Source organism: Blautia sp. RTP21359st1_E11_RTP21359_211015 (assembly GCF_040910705.1).
Classification (GTDB): Bacteria; Bacillota; Clostridia; order Lachnospirales; family Lachnospiraceae; genus Blautia_A; species Blautia_A fusiformis.
In genome coordinates this window covers 37,447-55,483 of record NZ_JBDGAB010000023.1, presented here as the reverse complement: position 1 = coordinate 55,483, position 18,037 = coordinate 37,447, and the positions used below count along the sequence as shown (strand labels likewise).

The following is an 18,037-nucleotide window of genomic DNA, read 5'->3' as shown; positions in this document are numbered from 1 at the left end:
GCCTTGGTGGGCCGTTACCTCACCAACTAGCTAATCCAACGCGGGTCCATCTTATACCACCGGAGTTTTTCACACCGAGCCATGCAGCTCTGTGCGCTTATGCGGTATTAGCAGTCATTTCTGACTGTTATCCCCCTGTATAAGGCAGGTTACCCACGCGTTACTCACCCGTCCGCCACTAGAAACAATCTAAATCTGCCGAAGCTTCAATAAAAGGTTTCCCGTTCGACTTGCATGTGTTAAGCACGCCGCCAGCGTTCATCCTGAGCCAGGATCAAACTCTCTGATAAAATGTTTGATTCGTTTACTCAAGACAACCGTTTGGCTATCTCTCGTTTTTACTGCTTTTGGTTTGTTTAAACCGTTCTTTAAATGTAAAGAAATTTTCGAGAATCGTATGTGTTTCACTGTTTAGTTATCAAGGTTTGTTGTGTCTGTCTCTCAGACAGCTCGTTTATTTTATCTCATCTCTTTTTGTTTGTCAAGCACTTTTTTAAGTTTTTTTCAAACATTTTTGAGTTAAGATTTTGTTGTCGTTTTGTTGACGACTTGGATACTTTATCATATCTTCTGTCTTTTGTCAACTACTTTTTTATTTTTCTGAAAGCAGATGTATTTATCTGTTTCTTAAAAACAATTTGTTCCTAACAACTCTGATAGAATATCATTTTTTCCATTACCTGTCAACATGTTTTTTACATAAATTTCATTTTTTTCTAAAAAACGTATTTTTTCGCCAAAAACCGCATTTCACAGACATGGTCACCACCTGTATCCTGGTGCTTTTCCGTCTGCAAAATGCGGTTTCTTTTACCCACCATAAAATATTCCTGTAAAAATACGGATAAAAATATTTTTATCATAAAGAAAATCCAGTACTGTATCACCCCGGATCAGTCCCAGACCCTTTTGCCCTATTTCCGTGTTGCATAAAATCGTAAGTACCAGCATTCCGACCCATACAAAAACAATACACTTCATGCCTCCTACTACGGCGCCGGCTATTTTGTTGATCCCACGAATGACCGGCAATCTTGCCAGGAGATCCATGGCATACGCCAGCACATGGATCAGGATTGAGGAAAGTATGTATGATACCAAAAAAGAAAGACAGTTCACTGCTACATTGGCCAGATATCCGGAAATATACCCTGCAAATGTATTAACCGCCAGATATTGATACACCAATGCCGTATTATTTTCTGTTATCCCCTTCTGGAGGAGATCCGGAATATCCATACTGCTGATCAACGCCTTCTGTTCCTCCTCATCCATGGTTTCTTTTCCATCTGCCAGAGAATCCACAAATGATCCGCTGGCAGTCTGGATTTTTTCATAAACAGACGTATTCTCACGTATGAACTGATTCACATAAGGATTGATCAGCCATACCAGAGCAACGGAGATCAGAACAAGCAATGCAGATACTACTTCTTTTACAAAGCCATGCCTGTATCCATCCACCATGGAAAAGGCAAGCAGGACCAGCACAGCCAGTCCAAGCCATGTCCAGTTCATATCTGCCCCCTTAACTGAATTTTATGGTGCTGACGCCTGTATCCAGTACCATAAGATATTTATTCCATCCGATCTTAAAGAAATCCCGGATCGTTCCATCTACATTTCCGGCATATTTCTGTACGCCACGGCTGTTCATCACGCAGATCTGCGAGCTGTTATACATGATGATATTATCTCCGCTCATTTTTATAGTCGTATATGGAATATTGAAATTTTTACGGAATTTCAGCTGTCCGCTCATACTATAGACTTCCATTGTATACAGATCATCTTTATTATTGTTTTTAAATACAAGGCCAATCCTGTCATCACTGAAAAATGTACTTACGATCTCCTGTTTTACATTGACTGTTTTGCTTTCTTTGGGAATCTGGCTTCCCTGGTAAGTAGAAAATCCATCATCTCGCAAAGCAATATACTTACTGTCACTGATACATTCCACCTGCGGGATCACTACATTCTCATAGGTATAACCACTTACGATCCGATCATCCTCATTCTGCCCTACATCCCCATAATTATAAAATGCCACATAGCTGGTAGTCTTGCTTCCATCAACATACTGGAATGTTACCATCATCACTCCGTTATCAGACACTGCTACATCCATGGGATATCCCGGATCATCGATCTTAGTCAGATTTTCCGCGACCAGACTGCCATCCGGATTATAAAAATTGATCCAGGTATTATCATCATTGTCCAGGATCACTGCAACCATTCCATTCGATGCGATCCGCACTTTTACAATAGCATAAGATGTTGTTACAGTTCCGGTCACACCTTTTTTGTCGCAGATATAAAGCGATGTTCCCTCGCTGTCTGCAACAACCGCCCTGCTTCCATTCACATCTGCAATAGGATTCTGCATTGTATAGGTTTCATTCCAGATCGTATTCATGCTGTTGTCCACAACAGATACTCCATCCGGACTGTATCTCAGGATATCTCCATCCATGTCCACATACTGTGTGGACACAACATCTTCCTGTTCGCTTGTATTTAATACTTTATAGCTGTGATAGCTTCTTTTTTCTGCATAGAGAAAAACCAGGCAGACTGCAGCAGCGATCACTGCCGCTGTGATCACCTTTTTCCCCTTTCTTGAAATCCTTCGGCGATGAGAAGTTCTCCCGTAGTGAGCGCCTTCCTGTGCAGCCTGTTCCTGTGCAAGCCTGGCTTTTTGCCTCATCAGCTTTTTACGCTTTTGTTTTTTCTGTATTTTTTTTATGATATTCACAACTGTATCCCTTACCTTAAGTATTTTATTTTGTAATTGGTTTTCCAGTTATTATAGCACACTCCATCAGGGTAGTACAATTACCTGCCCGGGATAAATGATCTCATTGGCAGAAATTCCGTTTAATGCACAGATCTGTTCCATCGCCTCTACAGTGCCATAGCGGTTCAGACTGATCTGATACAAGGTGTCTCCCGGGCGGATCACATAAGTTTCTCCAGGATTTCCTGCAGCCACTGAAGTCTCTTCTGTTTTTTTCTCTTCTGTTTTATTATCCTTTTTTTGCGTTGCTTCTGAAACAGACTGTTTTTTTGAACTTCGAGGTTCCGGTGTTATTGAGATTTTTTCTCTTTTCTGCATGGTTTCCGTCGGGACCGGAGTTCCCCGCACAGCTTCCTGCGTCTGTACCGGTTTTTGTGTTTGCACCGGTTTCTGCGTCTGCACCGCCTTTGGCGAAACCGATACACTCCGCACCGGTTCTGTTACTGCAGGTGTCATCTGCACCACCGAAGCAGAAGCAGCGCGATAATCTTCCGGAACCTCTGTTTTTTCCTGCTGATTCCGATAAAAGCCCACTCCAGCCACAAGAACTGCCAATGCCAGACACACCGTAGCCGCATAAGAAAAAACAGAAGTTTTCTCTTCTCCCTGTTCCTCCGGATTTTTACTATCTATGATCTTTCTGAAATTTCTGACAGCCCTGTCCTCCACTTTCTCGGATGCTTCTCCGCCCTCTTTCTGGCTGCGTTCGATCATATACGTCTGCATCTGAGAATTTTTCTCATAATAAATATAATACCCGCTCAGTTTTGCCATCATGCCGCCATCATAACGGAAAAAGGCATCCTCCCGTTCTCCAGGATCCATCAGCATCAGGATCTTTTCCCCTCCGAAATGTCTGAGATGTACTTTCACAAAAAGCTCCGTGATCTCCATTGCTATCTGAGGCTGTGCAAAAAACCATCCCACGATCTCCTGCTCCGGAAAATACTGATCCTTATCCTCCTGCAGTTTCTGCCAGAGTTTTTCCGAAAAGTCAATATGTTCTGCCGCAGCCTCCATGCCGTCTGCTGCAATGGCACCTTTTATAAAAATACAGGTCATATCTGCAGTCCATTGAATTTCACCTGTAAGTACCGCCACACTTCCCTGGCCTTCCGGCTTTTCATCTTCTGCCAGGCTGCAGAGAAATGTGTATACATAATCTTCTATATAAATCCTGTAATCTCCGTTCGCCAGCCCAATCTGTCTTACATTTCTAGGCATGGAAAACGATTCCTGTGCGGTTTCCTGTTCTGTTGTGTCCTCCTTATAAATGACTTCTATCATCTCATATCACTCCTTCTGTCCAAGCATAGCACAGTAAAAATGCGGATTTTAGCAGAATGTAAGAGTCTGTCCATAGAATTTAGCGACAGATTCCGCACCATGCATATTTTTCCTTTTTTCAGGATATGATAGAGTGAAAAAAGAATCGAGGTTTCTCATGGCTTTTTACATTGATGCCGGAAAAAACGGTTCATCCGGCGAGATTGCTTATCTTCTGAAAAAATGCATTCTTCACTGTCCTAAAAAATGGACTGAGATCGTGTTTTTATGCATTGGCAGTGATCGTGTTACCGGAGATTGTTTAGGCCCATATATCGGACACCTTCTTCATCCTCATGAAACCGGACATATTTTTGTCTACGGCACTCTTTCCTGCCCGGTCCATGCCCTGAACTTGGAAAAAACTTCATCGCTTATCACAAGGCTTCATCCACACGCCCTTGTAATCGCCATAGATGCTTCTCTTGGACAAAAAAAACACCTGGGCTATGTGACCATTGGAAATGGTGCACTTTACCCAGGTGCTGGTGTTCAGAAAGATCTTCCACCTGTAGGGGACATCCATATCACCGGCATTGTAAATACTGCCGGAATCATGGAGCAGCTTACCCTGCAGACTACCCGGCTCTCCACCGTGGTAGCACTTGCAGATGTGATCGCCTGCGGGATCCTTAAGATACTTCCTGCAGAAACAGACTTATCCCCTGTTGATCTTGATTATGCGAACTCCTTGATCTGCTTATAGATACCCTCTGCATCGAGACCGTATTTATGAAGAAGTTCTAATGCCGGACCGGACTCACCGAATACATCATGGATTCCGATACGTTTAACCGGTACCGGTGCCTTCTCAGCCAGGCACTCGCATACAGCTCCGCCAAGACCGCCGATGATGGAATGCTCCTCAACAGTTACAACCTTGCCGGTTTCTTTGGCAGCTGCAACAACAAGGTCCTCATCCAGAGGCTTGATGGTATGGATATTGATCACTTTTGCATCGATTCCGTCTGCTGCAAGCTTCTCAGCTGCTTCAAGAGCCGGTGCAACGCAAAGTCCGTTTGCGATGATGGTAAGATCTTTTCCCTCGCGGAGAACGATGCCCTTACCAAGCTCAAATTTATAATCCGGTCTGTCATTGATAACCGGAACAGCAAGACGTCCGAATCTCATGTATACCGGTCCCTGATGCTCGTAAGCAGCAGCAACCATAGCTTTTGCTTCGATATCATCAGAAGGACTTGCAACGACCATGCCCGGAATCACTCTCATCAGGGCAAAATCCTCCAGGCACTGATGTGTGGCGCCATCTTCACCTACAGAAATACCGCCGTGAGTTGCTCCGATCTTTACATTCAGCTTCGGATATCCGATGGAGTTACGAACCTGCTCATAAGCACGTCCTGCTGCAAACATTGCAAAAGTACTTGCAAAGGGAACCTTACCTGTAGAAGCGATTCCTGCCGCAATACCCATCATGTTGCACTCTGCGATACCGCAGTCAATGTGACGCTCCGGGAATTCTTTTTTAAACATACCTGTCTGTGTAGCTGCAGCAAGGTCAGCGTCAAGAACGATAAGATCCTCGTGTTTTTTTCCTAATTCTATGAGGGCACTGCCGTAGCTTGCTCTCGTTGCGATTTTCTTTACTTCTGACATAATGCTTCACCTACCTTCTCCAGATCTTCCATTGCCTGTGCATACTGCTCGTCATTCGGAGCTTTTCCGTGCCAGCCTACTGCGTTCTCCATGTAGGAAACGCCTTTACCTTTTACTGTTTTCATGATGATAGCTGTCGGCATACCCTTTGTAGCTCTTGCCTCATCAAAAGCAGCCTTCAGCTGATCCATATCGTTGCCGTCCGCAACATTGATCACATGGAAATTGAAAGCTTCAAATTTCTTGTCGATCGGATACGGGGAGCATACATCTGCAATGTCACCATCGATCTGAAGTCCATTGTTATCTACGATCACAACCAGGTTGTCCAGTTTACGGAAGCCTGCGAACATAGCTGCCTCCCACACCTGGCCTTCCTCGATCTCACCATCACCCAGCAATGTATATACTCGATAGTCATCATTACTGAGTTTGGCAGAAAGAGCCATACCTGCTGCTGCAGAGATTCCCTGACCAAGAGAACCACTGGACATATCAACGCCCGGAATATGCTTCATATCCGGATGTCCCTGAAGATAGGAGCCCAGATGACGAAGTGTTTTCAGATCCTCTTTTGGAAAATATCCTCTCTCTGCAAGTACAGAATAGAGTCCCGGTGCTGTATGTCCTTTGGAAAGGACAAAACGGTCACGGTCTGCCTTCTTAGGATCCTTCGGATCGATGTTCATCTCTTCAAAATATAAATAGGTGAACACGTCTGCTGCAGAAAGGGATCCGCCCGGATGGCCGGCCTTTGCTGCATGGACTGCTGTTACGATATCCTTGCGGACTTCGTTGGCAACTTTCTGAAGTTCTAACTTATCCATGTTATTAATGTCTCCTTTTTAGTGCCCTGCTGTTCACAGGGAATTTGTATATAAAAGAGGTTTCGATCACTCACCGAATACTGCCTTGTAATCAGCCTGAAATTTAGCGATACCTGCATCTGTCAGCGGATGATGTGTCATCTGCTCAATTACCTTGAACGGTACCGTAGCGATATCTGCGCCTGCAAGTGCACATGCAGTTACATGCATTGGATGACGAACACTTGCTGCGATGATCTCTGTCGGGATATCTGCAACTGCAAACATCTCAGCGATCTGCTGGATCAGCTCAACGCCATCTGTGGAGATGTCATCCAGTCTTCCAAGGAACGGAGATACATATGTAGCACCTGCTCTTGCTGCAAGAAGTGCCTGGTTAGCAGAAAAGATCAGAGTAACGTTTGTCTTGATCCCCTCAGAGGAAAGAACCTTAACTGCCTTCAGTCCCTCTGTTGTCATAGGAATCTTAACAACCATGTTCGGATGGATGGCTGCGATCTCACGTCCCTCACGGATCATTCCCTCAGCATCTGTTGTGGTAGCTTTAACCTCACCGCTGATCGGTCCGTCAACGATCGTTGTGATCTCTTTGATCACCTCGTTGAAGTCTCTTCCTTCTTTGGCGATCAGAGACGGGTTTGTTGTAACTCCACAGATAACTCCCATGTCATTTGCTTCTCTGATATCCTCTACTTTAGCTGTGTCGATAAAAAATTTCATTGTTTTTTCCTCCTGTTTACGTTCGTTCTTTTTCTTGATGATTCCATTATAACAAACTCATTGCGGGGGTCAAGGCACCTGCTTTTTATTAATAAATCTTTTATTAATAAAATAACATTTTATTAATAGTGCCTGTCAATTTTTTCACCCAAAACAGCTTCTTTCCATTTTCCTCAATTCGAATATCGCCGTAATTATCGTAGCTAACAAGGTTTCTATTCAAATGTGTCATGGAAACTCTCTCTATATATTATTATTAATAATTTTTGCGCTATTATTTATTTTTCTGTTCATCAGACTGGTTTCTGTCCAGTCTTGCATACCCCGTCGTGCGGCGCGTGATCAGCTTCGGGGTATATTCGATATTATACAGGCTGGCAGGTCTTTCATCCAGGTAAAATTTATCATTCATGTCGATCTTACGGATAATGATGTCACAGGCATCTCTTCCCTTCAGCGCAACAAAATGATCAATGGTTGTCAGGGAGATCCTGCGGATGCCGGAATAAAAAATATTGTCGCACCCTATGACAGAAACATCCTTCGGAACGTGTATCCTCATTTCATGCAGCGCATCAATGGCGCCTATGGCCATCATGTCATTCTGTCCTGCGATAGCCGTAAATTTATGTCCTTCCTGGAGAAGCTCCATGGTCAGCTCGTAGCCCATGGCATACTCGGAATCCATCCGCGGGATCTTTCTGTCATTGGACTCATCTGCCGCCTTGATGAGCACATGATCCTTTTTTCCCTCTTTTTCAAACTCGCGGACAAAGCCCTCCACACGCTTGGATCGCTGCCACTGCCGTCTGGTAAGTGGCGGCGTGATAAATGCCACATCCGTGTGCCCCAGATCAAGAAGATGTCTGGCCATCAGCCTTCCTACCACTGTGTTGTCCTGATTGATAGCATCTACCGTGGTTGTTTTTTCCTTGTTGCTGATGATGACCAGCGGTGTTTCTTTTGCGATCTTTTCTACCTGATGCTGGAAATCCGGATGAGGATTGCAGGTATAGATGATCCCTGCCGGCCGCATGGTCTGCATCATACGGAGATATTTTTCTTCCAGCCCCGCATCGCGCTGGGTGTTGCAGATAAATACCCCATATCCCTGCTCATTGGCCACAGCCTCGATTCCCTGAAGCAACAGTACATAATAGGGACTGGTGAGTGTGGGACAGAAAACAACGATCAGCTTTTCTTTTCTGTCAGCTTTGTGTTTCCGACGTCCGGGAAGCTCATAGCCAAGCTCTCTGGCCGCCTGCTCCACCCGCTCCACAGTTTCTCTCGAAAAAGAAACATTATATTTCCGGTTCAGCACCATGGATACCGTTGCCTGGGAAACTCCTGCGCGTGCTGCCACATCCGATGAGGTTGCTTTCTTTTTTGCCACCAGTCTCACCTCCTTTATAATCTGGGGAAATTTCCTGGCTGCTTATCACTTTTTGCAATCCCTCAGGGAATTTTTCACCTGATCCGGTTATAGTTCCACTCTTCCTTCCAGTGCCCGGAGAAGTGTCACCTCATCAATATACTCCAGATCACCGCCCACCGGAACTCCGCTGGCGATACGGCTTACTTTGATCCCGGTCGGTTTGATCAGCTTACTGATGTACATAGCTGTCGTTTCGCCTTCAAGACTGGAATTGGTTGCCACAATAACTTCCTTTACATCCCCCTGAAGGCGCTTCATCAGTTCCTTCAGTTTGATATCATCCGGCCCGATCCCAAGCATCGGGGAAATCGCACCATGAAGTACATGATATACACCGTCAAATTTACCTGTTTTCTCATATGCTGCCAGATCCCTGGTATTCTCAACCACCATGATCGTGCTGTGATCCCTTTTGGGATTGGCGCAGATCGGACAAAGCTCCTGATCTGTCAGCGTGTAACAGCACTTACAGTACTGAACATTCTGCCTTGCATCGGTAATGGAGGCGGTCAGCTGCTCCACCTGGTCCTTCGGCATATTCATGATATGAAATGCAAGACGCTGGGCAGATTTGGCTCCGATCCCCGGAAGATGGGAAAGCTGCTCAATAAGTTTATTGATATGGCTGCTGTAATATTCCATCAGAAAGGAAGACCTCCGCCAAGACCGCCAAGGCCACCTGTGAGTTTGGACATCACTGCTGCTGACTCGGACTCAACCTGACGGAGCGCCTCATTTGTTGCTGCCGCGATCATGTCCTCAAGCATCTCGATATCATCCGGATCTACCGCTTCCTCGGAAAGTGTGACCTTTGTTATTTCACGTTTACCGGAAACTGTAACGGAAACAGCTCCGCCGCCTACTGTTGCTGTAAACTCTTTTTCCTCAAGAGCTTTCTGGTTTTCTTCCATCTGACGCTGCATTTTCTGCGCCTGTTTCATAAGATTATTCATGTTTCCCGGCATACCCATGCCAGGAAATCCACCTCTTTTTGCCATAATACTTTCCTCCTGTTTTTTGTTTACGGATTTATGACTCCTCATCCGGGTCTTCTTCCACTACGATATCCATGTGGATATTCTCCCGAAGTGCATCGTCTACTGTGATCTGCGCGAGATTGGTGTGCTGATGTTTGTTGGCTACCAGCATATGTATCTCCACGCTTTTGCCTGTCCGGGCAGCAATAATGTCCTGAAGCTCTTTCTTCGCCTCCGGATTGTCTACATAATTCATCCCCAGAAAATCCTGGAATTCCACATAAAGGATGGGATCTCCTGTTTCTCCGTTATACTTGGGGACTGCACGCTGCAGGGACTGCTTGAAAAGTCCGGTAGTCTGACCCACGATGGCACGCCAGCCTGCCACGATCTTCTGAAGATCCTCAGGAGCTGCCTTCTGTGGTTTCTGCTGCTGTACCGTTGCTGTACCGGTCACTGCCGCCCCCGGTTCCCCGGCTCCACCGGCCTCGCTCTCCCGAACGATCACCTGCTGCACAGGCCGTTCCTCCATCTGCTTTTCCAGGACACGAAGCCTGTCAAGAACAGAGTCTAGATTTGTCTCCATGGCCGGTCTGCACAGCTTAATCAGTGCGATTTCCACCAATACACGCTTCTGGCTTGCAAAACGGATCTGATTGGACAGATCGGAAAAAATACGAATGTAACGCATCAGCGTCTCCACATCTGTCATCCCGCTCTCTTCCTTCAGAAGCTTCAGATTCTCAGAAGAAACATCAATGGCTTCCTCCGGATTTTCGGAAGTCTTCACAAGCAGAAGATTTCGCATATACCAGGTAAAATCTGATACAAACTGTCCCAGCTCCCGGCCGCCTGTGATCAGGTCCTCCAGCACATGGATGGAACCTGTCACATCGCCGGAAAGAACCTTTCGGAGAAGCCTACTGAATACCTCTGTATCCACAGCTCCCAGAACATCCAGGACTTTATCATAAGTAAGCACCTGTCCCAGATAAAAGGAAATACACTGATCCAGAAGACTCAGGGCATCTCGCATGGACCCGTCGCCTTTTTTTGCCACATAGCGTACAGCCTTCTCCTCTGCTTCCACCCCTTCTGCTGTCAGAAGCTCGGAAAGTCTGGCAGCAATGGTATCAATGGATATCCGGTGAAAGTCATAGCGCTGACATCTGGACAGTATTGTGATCGGTATCTTGTGGGCCTCTGTAGTCGCCAGGATAAAAATAACATAAGAAGGCGGCTCCTCCAATGTTTTCAGAAGAGCATTAAATGCACCTGTTGAGAGCATATGCACCTCATCGATGATATAAACCTTGTATTTACCCTCTGTTGGACGATAAGCCACTTCCTCACGGATCTCACGGATGTTATCAACACCGTTGTTGGAGGCTGCATCGATCTCGATCACATTCATGGCAGTTCCCGCCTGAATGGCCTTGCACATGGCACATTCATTGCAGGGGCTGCCATTTACAGGATGTTCACAGTTTACTGCCTTCGCCAGGATCTTTGCAACCGTAGTTTTTCCGGTACCACGCGTTCCGCAGAACAGGTATGCGTGTCCGATACGGTTCGCCTTGATCTGGTTGGTCAGTGTTGTCACAATATGATCCTGTCCTTTTACATCGTCAAAATTGTCGGGACGAAATTTACGGTAAAGAGCAGTATAACTCATAAAACTCTCCTTCTCTTCGCCACAGTCGCCGCGGAAAGACTCCCGCGGCGGCCAGATGACTCATAATTCATTAATCGCCAAAACTGATTCCGATCTGTTTGGCTGCTTTTACAAGCTGATCCTTTGGAGATACCATCTTCAGCTTGCCTGCGCATTCAGCAAGAGGAACCCTCTTGATCTTGCCGTTGATGACACCGATCATAACACCGTATTCCTCATCCATGATCGCCTGCGCTGCACCGGCACCGATCCTTGTGGAAAGAACGCGGTCATATGCACATGGCTCTCCGCCTCGCTGCATATGTCCCGGAACTGTGATACGTACCTCACTTCCGGTCACCTGCTGGATCTGGTCTGCGATCTCATAGGATACAGACGGATATTTCTTCGCTCTTTCCGCAAGCTTTTCTTTGTATTTTTTCTTCGGAAGCTCTGCATCTTCTTTTGAGATAGCTCCCTCAGCTACTGCAAGAATGGTAAAACGCTTGCCTGCCTTGTTACGCTTCTGGATGGCTTCTACAACCTTATTGATATCGTATGGGATCTCCGGGATCAGGATCACATCTGCTCCGCCTGCAACACCGGCATTCAGTGTAAGGCTTCCGACCTTATGTCCCATGATCTCAACAATAAATACACGTCCATGAGATGCAGCTGTTGTATGGATGCAGTCAATGGCATTTGTTGCGATCTCCAGAGCGCTCTGGAAGCCAAAGGTCATATCTGTACCCCAGATATCATTATCAATGGTCTTCGGAAGATGGATGATATTCAGGCCTTCCTCGCGGAGAAGATTGGCGGTTTTCTGCGTTCCGTTTCCGCCGAGGATCACAAGACAGTCAAGACAGAGCTTATAGTAAGTCTGTTTCATGGCCTCAACCTTATCCAGTCCCTTCTCATCCGGAACCCGCATCAGTTTGAATGGCTGTCTGGATGTTCCGAGAATAGTTCCGCCCTGAGTCAGGATTCCGGAAAAGTCCCTGGCTGTAAGCATACGGTATTTCCCGTAGATCAGTCCCTTATATCCGTCATCAAATCCATAAACCTCAAGGTTCTCAACGCTGTTGCTCAGACCCTTTACAACGCCTCTCATGGTTGCGTTCAGTGCCTGACAGTCACCACCGCTTGTCAGCAGACCGATTCTTTTAATCATAGCGTCCTCCATTCTGTGCCCTCTTATGTGCACATTTTATTTGTTGCTGTCTGCATATAAGACAGATATTCCACCTGACGTATTTCTGCAGAACAACTACTGTATCCTCTCTTTTCACAGAGTTTTACACAGTATAATATTATAAAGCATTTTCAGGCAGTGTACAATAGCCAAAAAAGCACGAAAACAGCGAGTGTATTGATTGACTTTACCTGTATCACATCGTAAAATAAAATTATCAGTAACTTTCGTATGTTTACAGAAAATTTTCATCTAGAAAGGAGAGTCCTATGAAAAAATTCCTCAAAAAGCTATCCTGCGCTTTATTAGCCGCAGCCATGGTATGCGCCATGACTCCTCTCGCCGCCAGTGCAGCGATCAATTATTCCAAAACCCGGATCGTTTATATGCCCACATCCGGAAAGGACCTGGGATACGATGAGATCTCGATCAGCAATATTCCTGCTAAACAGAGCATTCTCAAATCCAATGTTAAAGTAGTCAGCGGAGGATCTGTGATCGCACTGGACTCCTTCGGTTCCAGCAGCTTCAAAAGTACCACGGAGGCTTTCCGCAAGGGTGCAAAACCGTACACGCACTCCGATCGTTTCTACAATATCGGTTTTGCCGTTAAAAAGCCCGGAACCGGAAAGATTTCCTTCAAGGTCGGAAACAAAACCTATACTTCCACCATCAAGGTGCTTCGTTATGTCAACCCGTTGAAATCCGTCTCCATCACAGGTGTAAAAGGCAACCTTGCCGCAAAATTCAAAAGCTCCGGCCATAACGCCTTTCGTTACGCCAACAAGACACAGAAGAATGCTGTCATGAAATGCACCGCTGCAAATGGCTGGAAGATCACAGGCGTTTCTTTCAACAACAACCGGACCCATACACAGTATAGTACCAATTACAACGCCCCTAACAGCGGGGCTTCTTCTTCCACGCTCCGTATCGGAAACCTTTCCGCGAAACAGTCCGCCTATATCAGCTTCACCCTTCGCAACACCAAAAACGGGGCGGTACAGTACTGTACACTTAATATGAACTGATTTATTTCGGTCTGTACCTTGACAAATCTGGTTTCAGAGTCTATAATTAAATTCCGCGCAGCCGGGGAGATAGCGGTGCCCTGTACCTGCAATCCGCTACAGCAGGGGTGATGCCAATCTGAGGCTTGTATCTTGCAGAGCAGCCCTTTATAAGTGGCGTTGACGTCTGGGTCTTACGCAACAGGAATCTGTGAACCGTGTCAGGGCAGGAATGCAGCAGCACTAAGCAGAAGCTCTTGTGTGCCGTGAGGGTGCCTGGGCTGAGTTAACTGTAAAGGTAACGTCTGTGAGACCATTCCGAGGTGCGGCGCGCGTAAAAAAGGTTATAATATATGATCTCTATATAAACAGCATTCCCGCCGGGTCTGTCATTTATGACTGATCCGGCGGGATTTTTTGTACTATTATTTTATTTACAATATCCGGCAACTACCTGATTGATCAGCTTGCCGTCTGCCTTTCCCTTCAGATCTCCCATAACTGCCTTCATGATCTGGCCTTTATTTCCTGTTGCCAGAACATCTGCAAATTTCTCCTCGATATAAGCCTTGATCTCTGCTTCATCCATCTGCTTCGGAGCATATTTCGCAATGATATCATATCTTGCCTGATACTCCTCTTTCAGATCTGTACGTTCTGCAGGGCAGGTGTCGATCTGCTCTTTTGCTGTTTTCAGCTCTTTCAGGATAACTTTGTCTACAAGCTCTCCTTTGATGTCATCACGGCATCCCTCATCAATGGCAGCTTTTTTTACTGCTGCGATCAGTGCGGAAACTGCTTCCTTTGTTACCTTATCTTTGGCCTTCATTGCTGCTACCATGTCTTTTCTTAAAGCTTCAAGTTCCATTTTTTGTTCCTCCATTTTCTGTCGTTCCTGTATCAACGACTTTCGTTTGACCTGAATGGATTTTCTGTCTGTAATAGTGAAATCCATTTATGATTTTATTTTGATATTTTCACAGGATTCTGTCAAGAGTAAATCTCCCGGGATTTTTCGTTCTGTTCCGCTCTCTCTGACTGTGTCTGCCCGGCAAGGCGCTCTGCTTCCTGCTTCTTCAGGATTTTTGCCTGCTTCTTTTTCTCCCGCAGTTCCCTGAAAAATGTGGAAAGCATTTCGGAGCATTCCTCTTCCAATACCCCTTCTGTGATCTTTACCTGATGATTAAAGCCTTCGATCTGAAGAAGATTCATCACAGATCCGGCACAGCCTGCTTTCGGGTTCATACAGCCGATCACCACCTCATCGATTCTGGACTGTACCAGTGCACCGGAACACATCTGACAAGGCTCCAGCGTTACATACATGGTGCATCCCTCCAGACGCCAGTCTCCCAGCTTTTTACTTGCCTTTCGGATAGCATTAAGCTCTGCATGAGATAAGGTATTTTTATCTGTATTGCGGCGATTGTAGCCTCTGGCTATGATCTTTCCCTCATGCACGATCACGCAGCCGATCGGCACTTCCTCCAATGCACGGGCCTTTTTTGCCTGGCGGATCGCCTCTTTCATAAAACGTTCCTGATCTGTCACGTTTTTACTCCTCCTGTAACTTCACATTCCGGAAAAAGCTCCGGAATTCTATCTGTTCATACTAAGACTGCTCTCAGCCTTCTGTCCGTTCGATTATAACTTTTCAAATATTCCATGTCAATCTGCTGCAAAACAGATATTCGCACACAGCCAAAAACGCCACAGAAATTTCCACACTAATTTCTGCAGCGTTTTCTTATTGTATGACAGAAAAACGCAGACAACGGAAGCTCTCGAGAACTCCATTGTCTGCGTCAATGAATGCATTATATCTGCTTTTTTCCGGAAAGTCAAGCAGCCAGATTATTTGTGAAGTGACTCACCATTGGTAGCGATCACATCTTTATACCAATAGAAGGATTTTTTCTTATAACGGTTCCGTGTACCTGTTCCGTCGTCGTTGCGGTCCACGTAGATGTAGCCGTAACGTTTTTTCAGCTCTGCTGTAGATGCACTGACAAGGTCAATGCAGCCCCAGGAGGTGTAGCCCATAAATTATATGTTTTTTTCTTCCATGAGCAAGTCCCCATCTCTGCTTACTGCTTTTCGCAACTCCGCAGGAAACTTACTTGCTTCGGTTAAAAAGGCTTGCAGCTTTTTTCGGGGGAGAGTATGCTTGTAGTATCATAAATAAGAGAAACAAGGGGATTTTCCTATGAAAATATGTGGATTTAACAAAACAACCCTGCTGGATTATCCGGGAAGGGTAGCCTGTACCATATTCTTAGGCGGCTGCAACTTCCGCTGCCCATTCTGCCAGAATGGAGCTCTTGTCGTGGAGCCTGACACCCAGCCTGAATATTCCCAGGAGGAAATCCTGGCTTTTCTAAAAAAAAGAAAGGGGATTCTCGATGGCGTCTGTATTTCCGGCGGTGAACCCACACTTGCACCGGAGCTGCCGGAATTTCTCAGCAGGATCAGGGAGCTGGGCTATGATGTGAAGCTCGATACCAACGGTTCCCGCCCCTCCGTGGTAAAAAATCTCGCAGCAGCTGACCTGATCAACAAGGTTGCCATGGATATCAAGGCCTGTCCTTCCAACTATCATGTGCTTACCGGTGTACATGCTGATCTGAATGGGATCCGGGAAACTGCCGGATGGCTGCTGGACGGACACCTTGATTATGAATTTCGTACAACAGTTGTGAGGGAACTTCATTCCGAAAAAGATTTTCAGGAGATCAGCCGGTGGTTAAGCGGCGCAAAAGCTTATTATCTCCAGGCTTACCGGGATTCCGACGGAGTTCTGATACCGGGATTCTCTGCCTGCTCCGAGGAAGAAATGAAAAACTACCGGGATATCCTGTCTCAGACGATCCCGGTAGTAGAAATTCGTGGTATGGAGCTGTGATCTGCGGATTTGCAAAACTGTTTGATTATCTGCATGGATGCCAAAATTTTTCTGATCAGATGTTAATAAAACAGTACCAGTATCCTCCCTTTCCGCCTGGGATATGAATATCCGGACATTCCTTAAAGTAGGGAAAGCCAAACATATTGGCCATAAACCGTTCCTGCTGACTGTATCCGCCGGGCACTCCCAGTATGTACTGTCCCCGGGGATTTCTGCACAGCAGAAGATGGCCGAAATTCTGATATCCGTACATGACAAAACGGTTGCTGCAGAAACAGCCGTTTTTTCTGCATAAGGCACTGCAGTCCGATGGTTTGATCTTGCGGCAGTCTGTGAAATAGCCGTCGTTAAAGGGATCATCACAGGGTATTCCCGGAAGTGGACGAGATGGCTCCGGTCGCGATGGTTTCGGCGGATGCGGTGACGGCTGGCCTGGCCGTGATAGTTCCGGCGGATGCGGTGACGGCTGGCCTGGCCGTGGTAGTTCCGGCGGATGCGGTGACGGCTGATCTGGTCGTGGTGGTTCCGGCGGATGCGGTGACGGCTGGCCTGGTCGCGGTGGCTCCGGCGGATGCGGACCGGGAGCCTGATATGAATTTCCGGTTTCCGATGTCTTTAATACATCCTCCTGAATCTCCTCCACCGTCATGATCCTATCTGACTCCTTCTGATTTTCCTGCACTTCTGGCAAGGTTCCATCTTTTTGATTTTCTTCTTCCTTTTCTTCCCGCTCTCTGCCTTTTTTCTCCGCCGCCTTCTGATATTCCGTTCCTGTTTTCTCCGTTTCCTTCCGAGATTCCGTTTCTTTTTTCTTCCACTCGCGGAAATTCTCCGGCCGGATCGGCTGATCATCCCATTCCGTTCCCCAGAATCCGCCGGCATCGGAGATCAGAAGCAGTCCTCCAAGCTCCTGAAGACTTTTTCCCATGCCTCCAATATCCCCTGTATCCGTCTCCAGTGCGCACTCGATCCGTTCCCGCCCGGTAACACAGTTTCCGATCAAAATACCATCCATCAGCCCTTCCTGCCGCACAAACCCATACACTCTGCACCGACTTCCAGGCTCCAGTCCAACGCAGCGCAGATGAACCTCCACACGGCATTTCCTATCTCTGGCCTCCACCCTCACATAACCGCTGCTGCCATCTTTTTTTCCTTTCCGATACTCGTACACATACGCAACAAAACGCTGATATCCAGCCAACGCACGTCCCTCCGGTATTTCGGTTTCGTTAATATATATGAAGATCGAGAGAAATCATTCCATCAACTGAAAAAAGCTCCAGGATGTACAAACATAAAAAAGAACCCCTCAACCAAGGGATTCTCAAGCTGTTAGTCGAAGCGACAGGATTTGAACCTGCGACCTCTGCGTCCCGAACGCAGCGCTCTACCAAACTGAGCCACGCTTCGTTATTCTGTTTCAGTTGTTTGTGTGTTGCTCAACTGCAAGAGCTATTATATTAGAGTTTCTGTACTTTGTCAATAGAAAAAATTAAAATTTTTCAAAAAAATCGAATTTTTTCTTTTTTCCTGCTTCGGGCATGCATTTTCGCAGACCCGAAGCA

17 protein-coding genes, 1 tRNA gene, 1 rRNA gene, 1 other RNA gene and 1 pseudogene are annotated in these 18,037 nt (G+C 46.3%); 4 read left to right on the top strand and 17 right to left on the bottom strand.

Annotated elements, in window-relative coordinates:
• The 4 genes from AB5026_RS09840 to AB5026_RS09825 form a co-directional block, all read right to left on the bottom strand.
• A 16S ribosomal RNA gene (locus tag AB5026_RS09840) occupies positions 1-290 on the bottom strand; the annotation flags it as partial.
• Between the two features lie 520 nt (positions 291-810).
• Positions 811-1,518 carry a CvpA family protein gene (locus AB5026_RS09835; protein ID WP_021650939.1) on the bottom strand — a complete coding sequence of 236 codons (708 nt, stop codon included), beginning with the start codon at positions 1,516-1,518 and terminating at the stop codon, positions 811-813.
• Positions 1,519-1,528: 10 nt separating this feature from the next.
• Complete coding sequence (locus AB5026_RS09830; RefSeq protein ID WP_022426514.1) at positions 1,529-2,761, bottom strand: DUF5711 family protein; 1,233 nt, start codon at positions 2,759-2,761, stop codon at positions 1,529-1,531.
• A 66-nt stretch (positions 2,762-2,827) separates the two neighbouring features.
• Entirely contained in the window at positions 2,828-4,090 is a 1,263-nt protein-coding gene (locus tag AB5026_RS09825; RefSeq protein WP_022426513.1) for a LysM peptidoglycan-binding domain-containing protein, read from the bottom strand.
• A 133-nt stretch (positions 4,091-4,223) separates the two neighbouring features.
• Between AB5026_RS09825 and yyaC the strand changes: the two genes are divergently transcribed.
• Positions 4,224-4,835, top strand: coding sequence for a spore protease YyaC (gene yyaC / locus AB5026_RS09820; RefSeq protein ID WP_265190927.1), 612 nt, complete (start codon positions 4,224-4,226; stop codon positions 4,833-4,835).
• Here the strand turns inward: yyaC and AB5026_RS09815 are convergent.
• The 8 genes from AB5026_RS09815 to AB5026_RS09780 form a co-directional block, all read right to left on the bottom strand.
• Complete coding sequence (locus tag AB5026_RS09815) at positions 4,808-5,746, bottom strand: transketolase family protein (protein ID WP_015525670.1); 939 nt, start codon at positions 5,744-5,746, stop codon at positions 4,808-4,810. The two genes, yyaC and AB5026_RS09815, sit on opposite strands and share 28 nt — an antisense overlap.
• On the bottom strand, positions 5,734-6,573 hold the full coding sequence (locus tag AB5026_RS09810) for a transketolase (RefSeq protein WP_015525669.1): 840 nt from the start codon (positions 6,571-6,573) through the stop codon (positions 5,734-5,736). Before AB5026_RS09810 ends, AB5026_RS09815 begins: the two co-directional genes overlap by 13 nt.
• 66 nt (positions 6,574-6,639) lie before the next feature.
• A complete protein-coding gene (gene fsa, locus AB5026_RS09805) occupies positions 6,640-7,293 on the bottom strand; it encodes a fructose-6-phosphate aldolase (protein WP_015525668.1) in 654 nt (217 codons plus the stop codon).
• Between the two features lie 274 nt (positions 7,294-7,567).
• Positions 7,568-8,686, bottom strand: coding sequence for a LacI family DNA-binding transcriptional regulator (locus AB5026_RS09800; protein WP_147603229.1), 1,119 nt, complete (start codon positions 8,684-8,686; stop codon positions 7,568-7,570).
• 87 nt (positions 8,687-8,773) lie between these two features.
• The gene (gene recR, locus AB5026_RS09795) at positions 8,774-9,370 is read right to left on the bottom strand and encodes a recombination mediator RecR (RefSeq protein WP_015525667.1); all 597 of its coding nucleotides are present in this window, start codon (positions 9,368-9,370) and stop codon (positions 8,774-8,776) included.
• Positions 9,370-9,726: a YbaB/EbfC family nucleoid-associated protein gene (locus AB5026_RS09790; RefSeq protein ID WP_015525666.1), complete on the bottom strand. Its 357-nt coding sequence runs from the start codon at positions 9,724-9,726 to the stop codon at positions 9,370-9,372. The genes recR and AB5026_RS09790 overlap by 1 nt, the downstream gene beginning before the upstream one ends.
• Before the next feature lie 31 nt (positions 9,727-9,757).
• A complete protein-coding gene (gene dnaX / locus AB5026_RS09785) occupies positions 9,758-11,380 on the bottom strand; it encodes a DNA polymerase III subunit gamma/tau (protein WP_092072216.1) in 1,623 nt (540 codons plus the stop codon).
• Between the two features lie 70 nt (positions 11,381-11,450).
• Positions 11,451-12,533 carry a 6-phosphofructokinase gene (locus AB5026_RS09780; RefSeq protein ID WP_021977972.1) on the bottom strand — a complete coding sequence of 361 codons (1,083 nt, stop codon included), beginning with the start codon at positions 12,531-12,533 and terminating at the stop codon, positions 11,451-11,453.
• 290 nt (positions 12,534-12,823) lie between these two features.
• On the opposite strand from AB5026_RS09780, the gene AB5026_RS09775 reads away from it, so the two are divergent.
• Together AB5026_RS09775 and ffs are read left to right on the top strand one after the other, a co-directional pair.
• Positions 12,824-13,585: a hypothetical protein gene (locus AB5026_RS09775; protein WP_147603228.1), complete on the top strand. Its 762-nt coding sequence runs from the start codon at positions 12,824-12,826 to the stop codon at positions 13,583-13,585.
• A gap of 53 nt (positions 13,586-13,638) precedes the next feature.
• Positions 13,639-13,900, top strand: an RNA gene (gene ffs, locus AB5026_RS09770) — signal recognition particle sRNA large type.
• A 94-nt stretch (positions 13,901-13,994) separates the two neighbouring features.
• Here ffs and AB5026_RS09765 read toward each other — a convergent pair.
• From AB5026_RS09765 to AB5026_RS09755, 3 genes and pseudogenes are all read right to left on the bottom strand, one after another.
• A complete protein-coding gene (locus tag AB5026_RS09765) occupies positions 13,995-14,432 on the bottom strand; it encodes a GatB/YqeY domain-containing protein (protein WP_022426683.1) in 438 nt (145 codons plus the stop codon).
• 122 nt (positions 14,433-14,554) lie between these two features.
• On the bottom strand, positions 14,555-15,115 hold the full coding sequence (tadA, locus tag AB5026_RS09760; protein ID WP_227574179.1) for a tRNA adenosine(34) deaminase TadA: 561 nt from the start codon (positions 15,113-15,115) through the stop codon (positions 14,555-14,557).
• A gap of 303 nt (positions 15,116-15,418) precedes the next feature.
• Positions 15,419-15,607, bottom strand: a pseudogene (locus AB5026_RS09755) (family 1 glycosylhydrolase); the annotation flags it as partial.
• A gap of 163 nt (positions 15,608-15,770) precedes the next feature.
• Here AB5026_RS09755 and AB5026_RS09750 point away from each other — a divergent pair.
• Positions 15,771-16,466, top strand: a complete 696-nt coding sequence (locus tag AB5026_RS09750) for an anaerobic ribonucleoside-triphosphate reductase activating protein (RefSeq protein WP_173740031.1) — start codon at positions 15,771-15,773, stop codon at positions 16,464-16,466.
• A gap of 55 nt (positions 16,467-16,521) precedes the next feature.
• Here the strand turns inward: AB5026_RS09750 and AB5026_RS09745 are convergent, their stop codons facing one another.
• Entirely contained in the window at positions 16,522-17,673 is a 1,152-nt protein-coding gene (locus tag AB5026_RS09745) for a DUF6128 domain-containing protein (RefSeq protein ID WP_178818103.1), read from the bottom strand.
• A 135-nt stretch (positions 17,674-17,808) separates the two neighbouring features.
• Positions 17,809-17,882 (bottom strand) — tRNA-Pro (locus AB5026_RS09740).
• Positions 17,883-18,037: the final 155 nt, after the last annotated feature.

Bases quoted from the DNA above. Each gene is read 5' to 3' on its own strand.
- recR (WP_015525667.1), bottom strand. From the start codon at position 9,370: ATGGAATATTACAGCAGCCATATCAATAAACTTATTGAGCAGCTTTCC.
- AB5026_RS09775 (WP_147603228.1), top strand. From the start codon at position 12,824: ATGAAAAAATTCCTCAAAAAGCTATCCTGCGCTTTATTAGCCGCAGCC.
- AB5026_RS09835 (WP_021650939.1), bottom strand. From the start codon at position 1,518: ATGAACTGGACATGGCTTGGACTGGCTGTGCTGGTCCTGCTTGCCTTT.
- dnaX (WP_092072216.1), bottom strand. From the start codon at position 11,380: ATGAGTTATACTGCTCTTTACCGTAAATTTCGTCCCGACAATTTTGAC.
- AB5026_RS09780 (WP_021977972.1), bottom strand. From the start codon at position 12,533: ATGATTAAAAGAATCGGTCTGCTGACAAGCGGTGGTGACTGTCAGGCA.
- AB5026_RS09815 (WP_015525670.1), bottom strand. From the start codon at position 5,746: ATGTCAGAAGTAAAGAAAATCGCAACGAGAGCAAGCTACGGCAGTGCC.
- AB5026_RS09750 (WP_173740031.1), top strand. From the start codon at position 15,771: ATGAAAATATGTGGATTTAACAAAACAACCCTGCTGGATTATCCGGGA.
- fsa (WP_015525668.1), bottom strand. From the start codon at position 7,293: ATGAAATTTTTTATCGACACAGCTAAAGTAGAGGATATCAGAGAAGCA.
- AB5026_RS09825 (WP_022426513.1), bottom strand. From the start codon at position 4,090: ATGATAGAAGTCATTTATAAGGAGGACACAACAGAACAGGAAACCGCA.
- AB5026_RS09765 (WP_022426683.1), bottom strand. From the start codon at position 14,432: ATGGAACTTGAAGCTTTAAGAAAAGACATGGTAGCAGCAATGAAGGCC.
- AB5026_RS09790 (WP_015525666.1), bottom strand. From the start codon at position 9,726: ATGGCAAAAAGAGGTGGATTTCCTGGCATGGGTATGCCGGGAAACATG.
- AB5026_RS09810 (WP_015525669.1), bottom strand. From the start codon at position 6,573: ATGGATAAGTTAGAACTTCAGAAAGTTGCCAACGAAGTCCGCAAGGAT.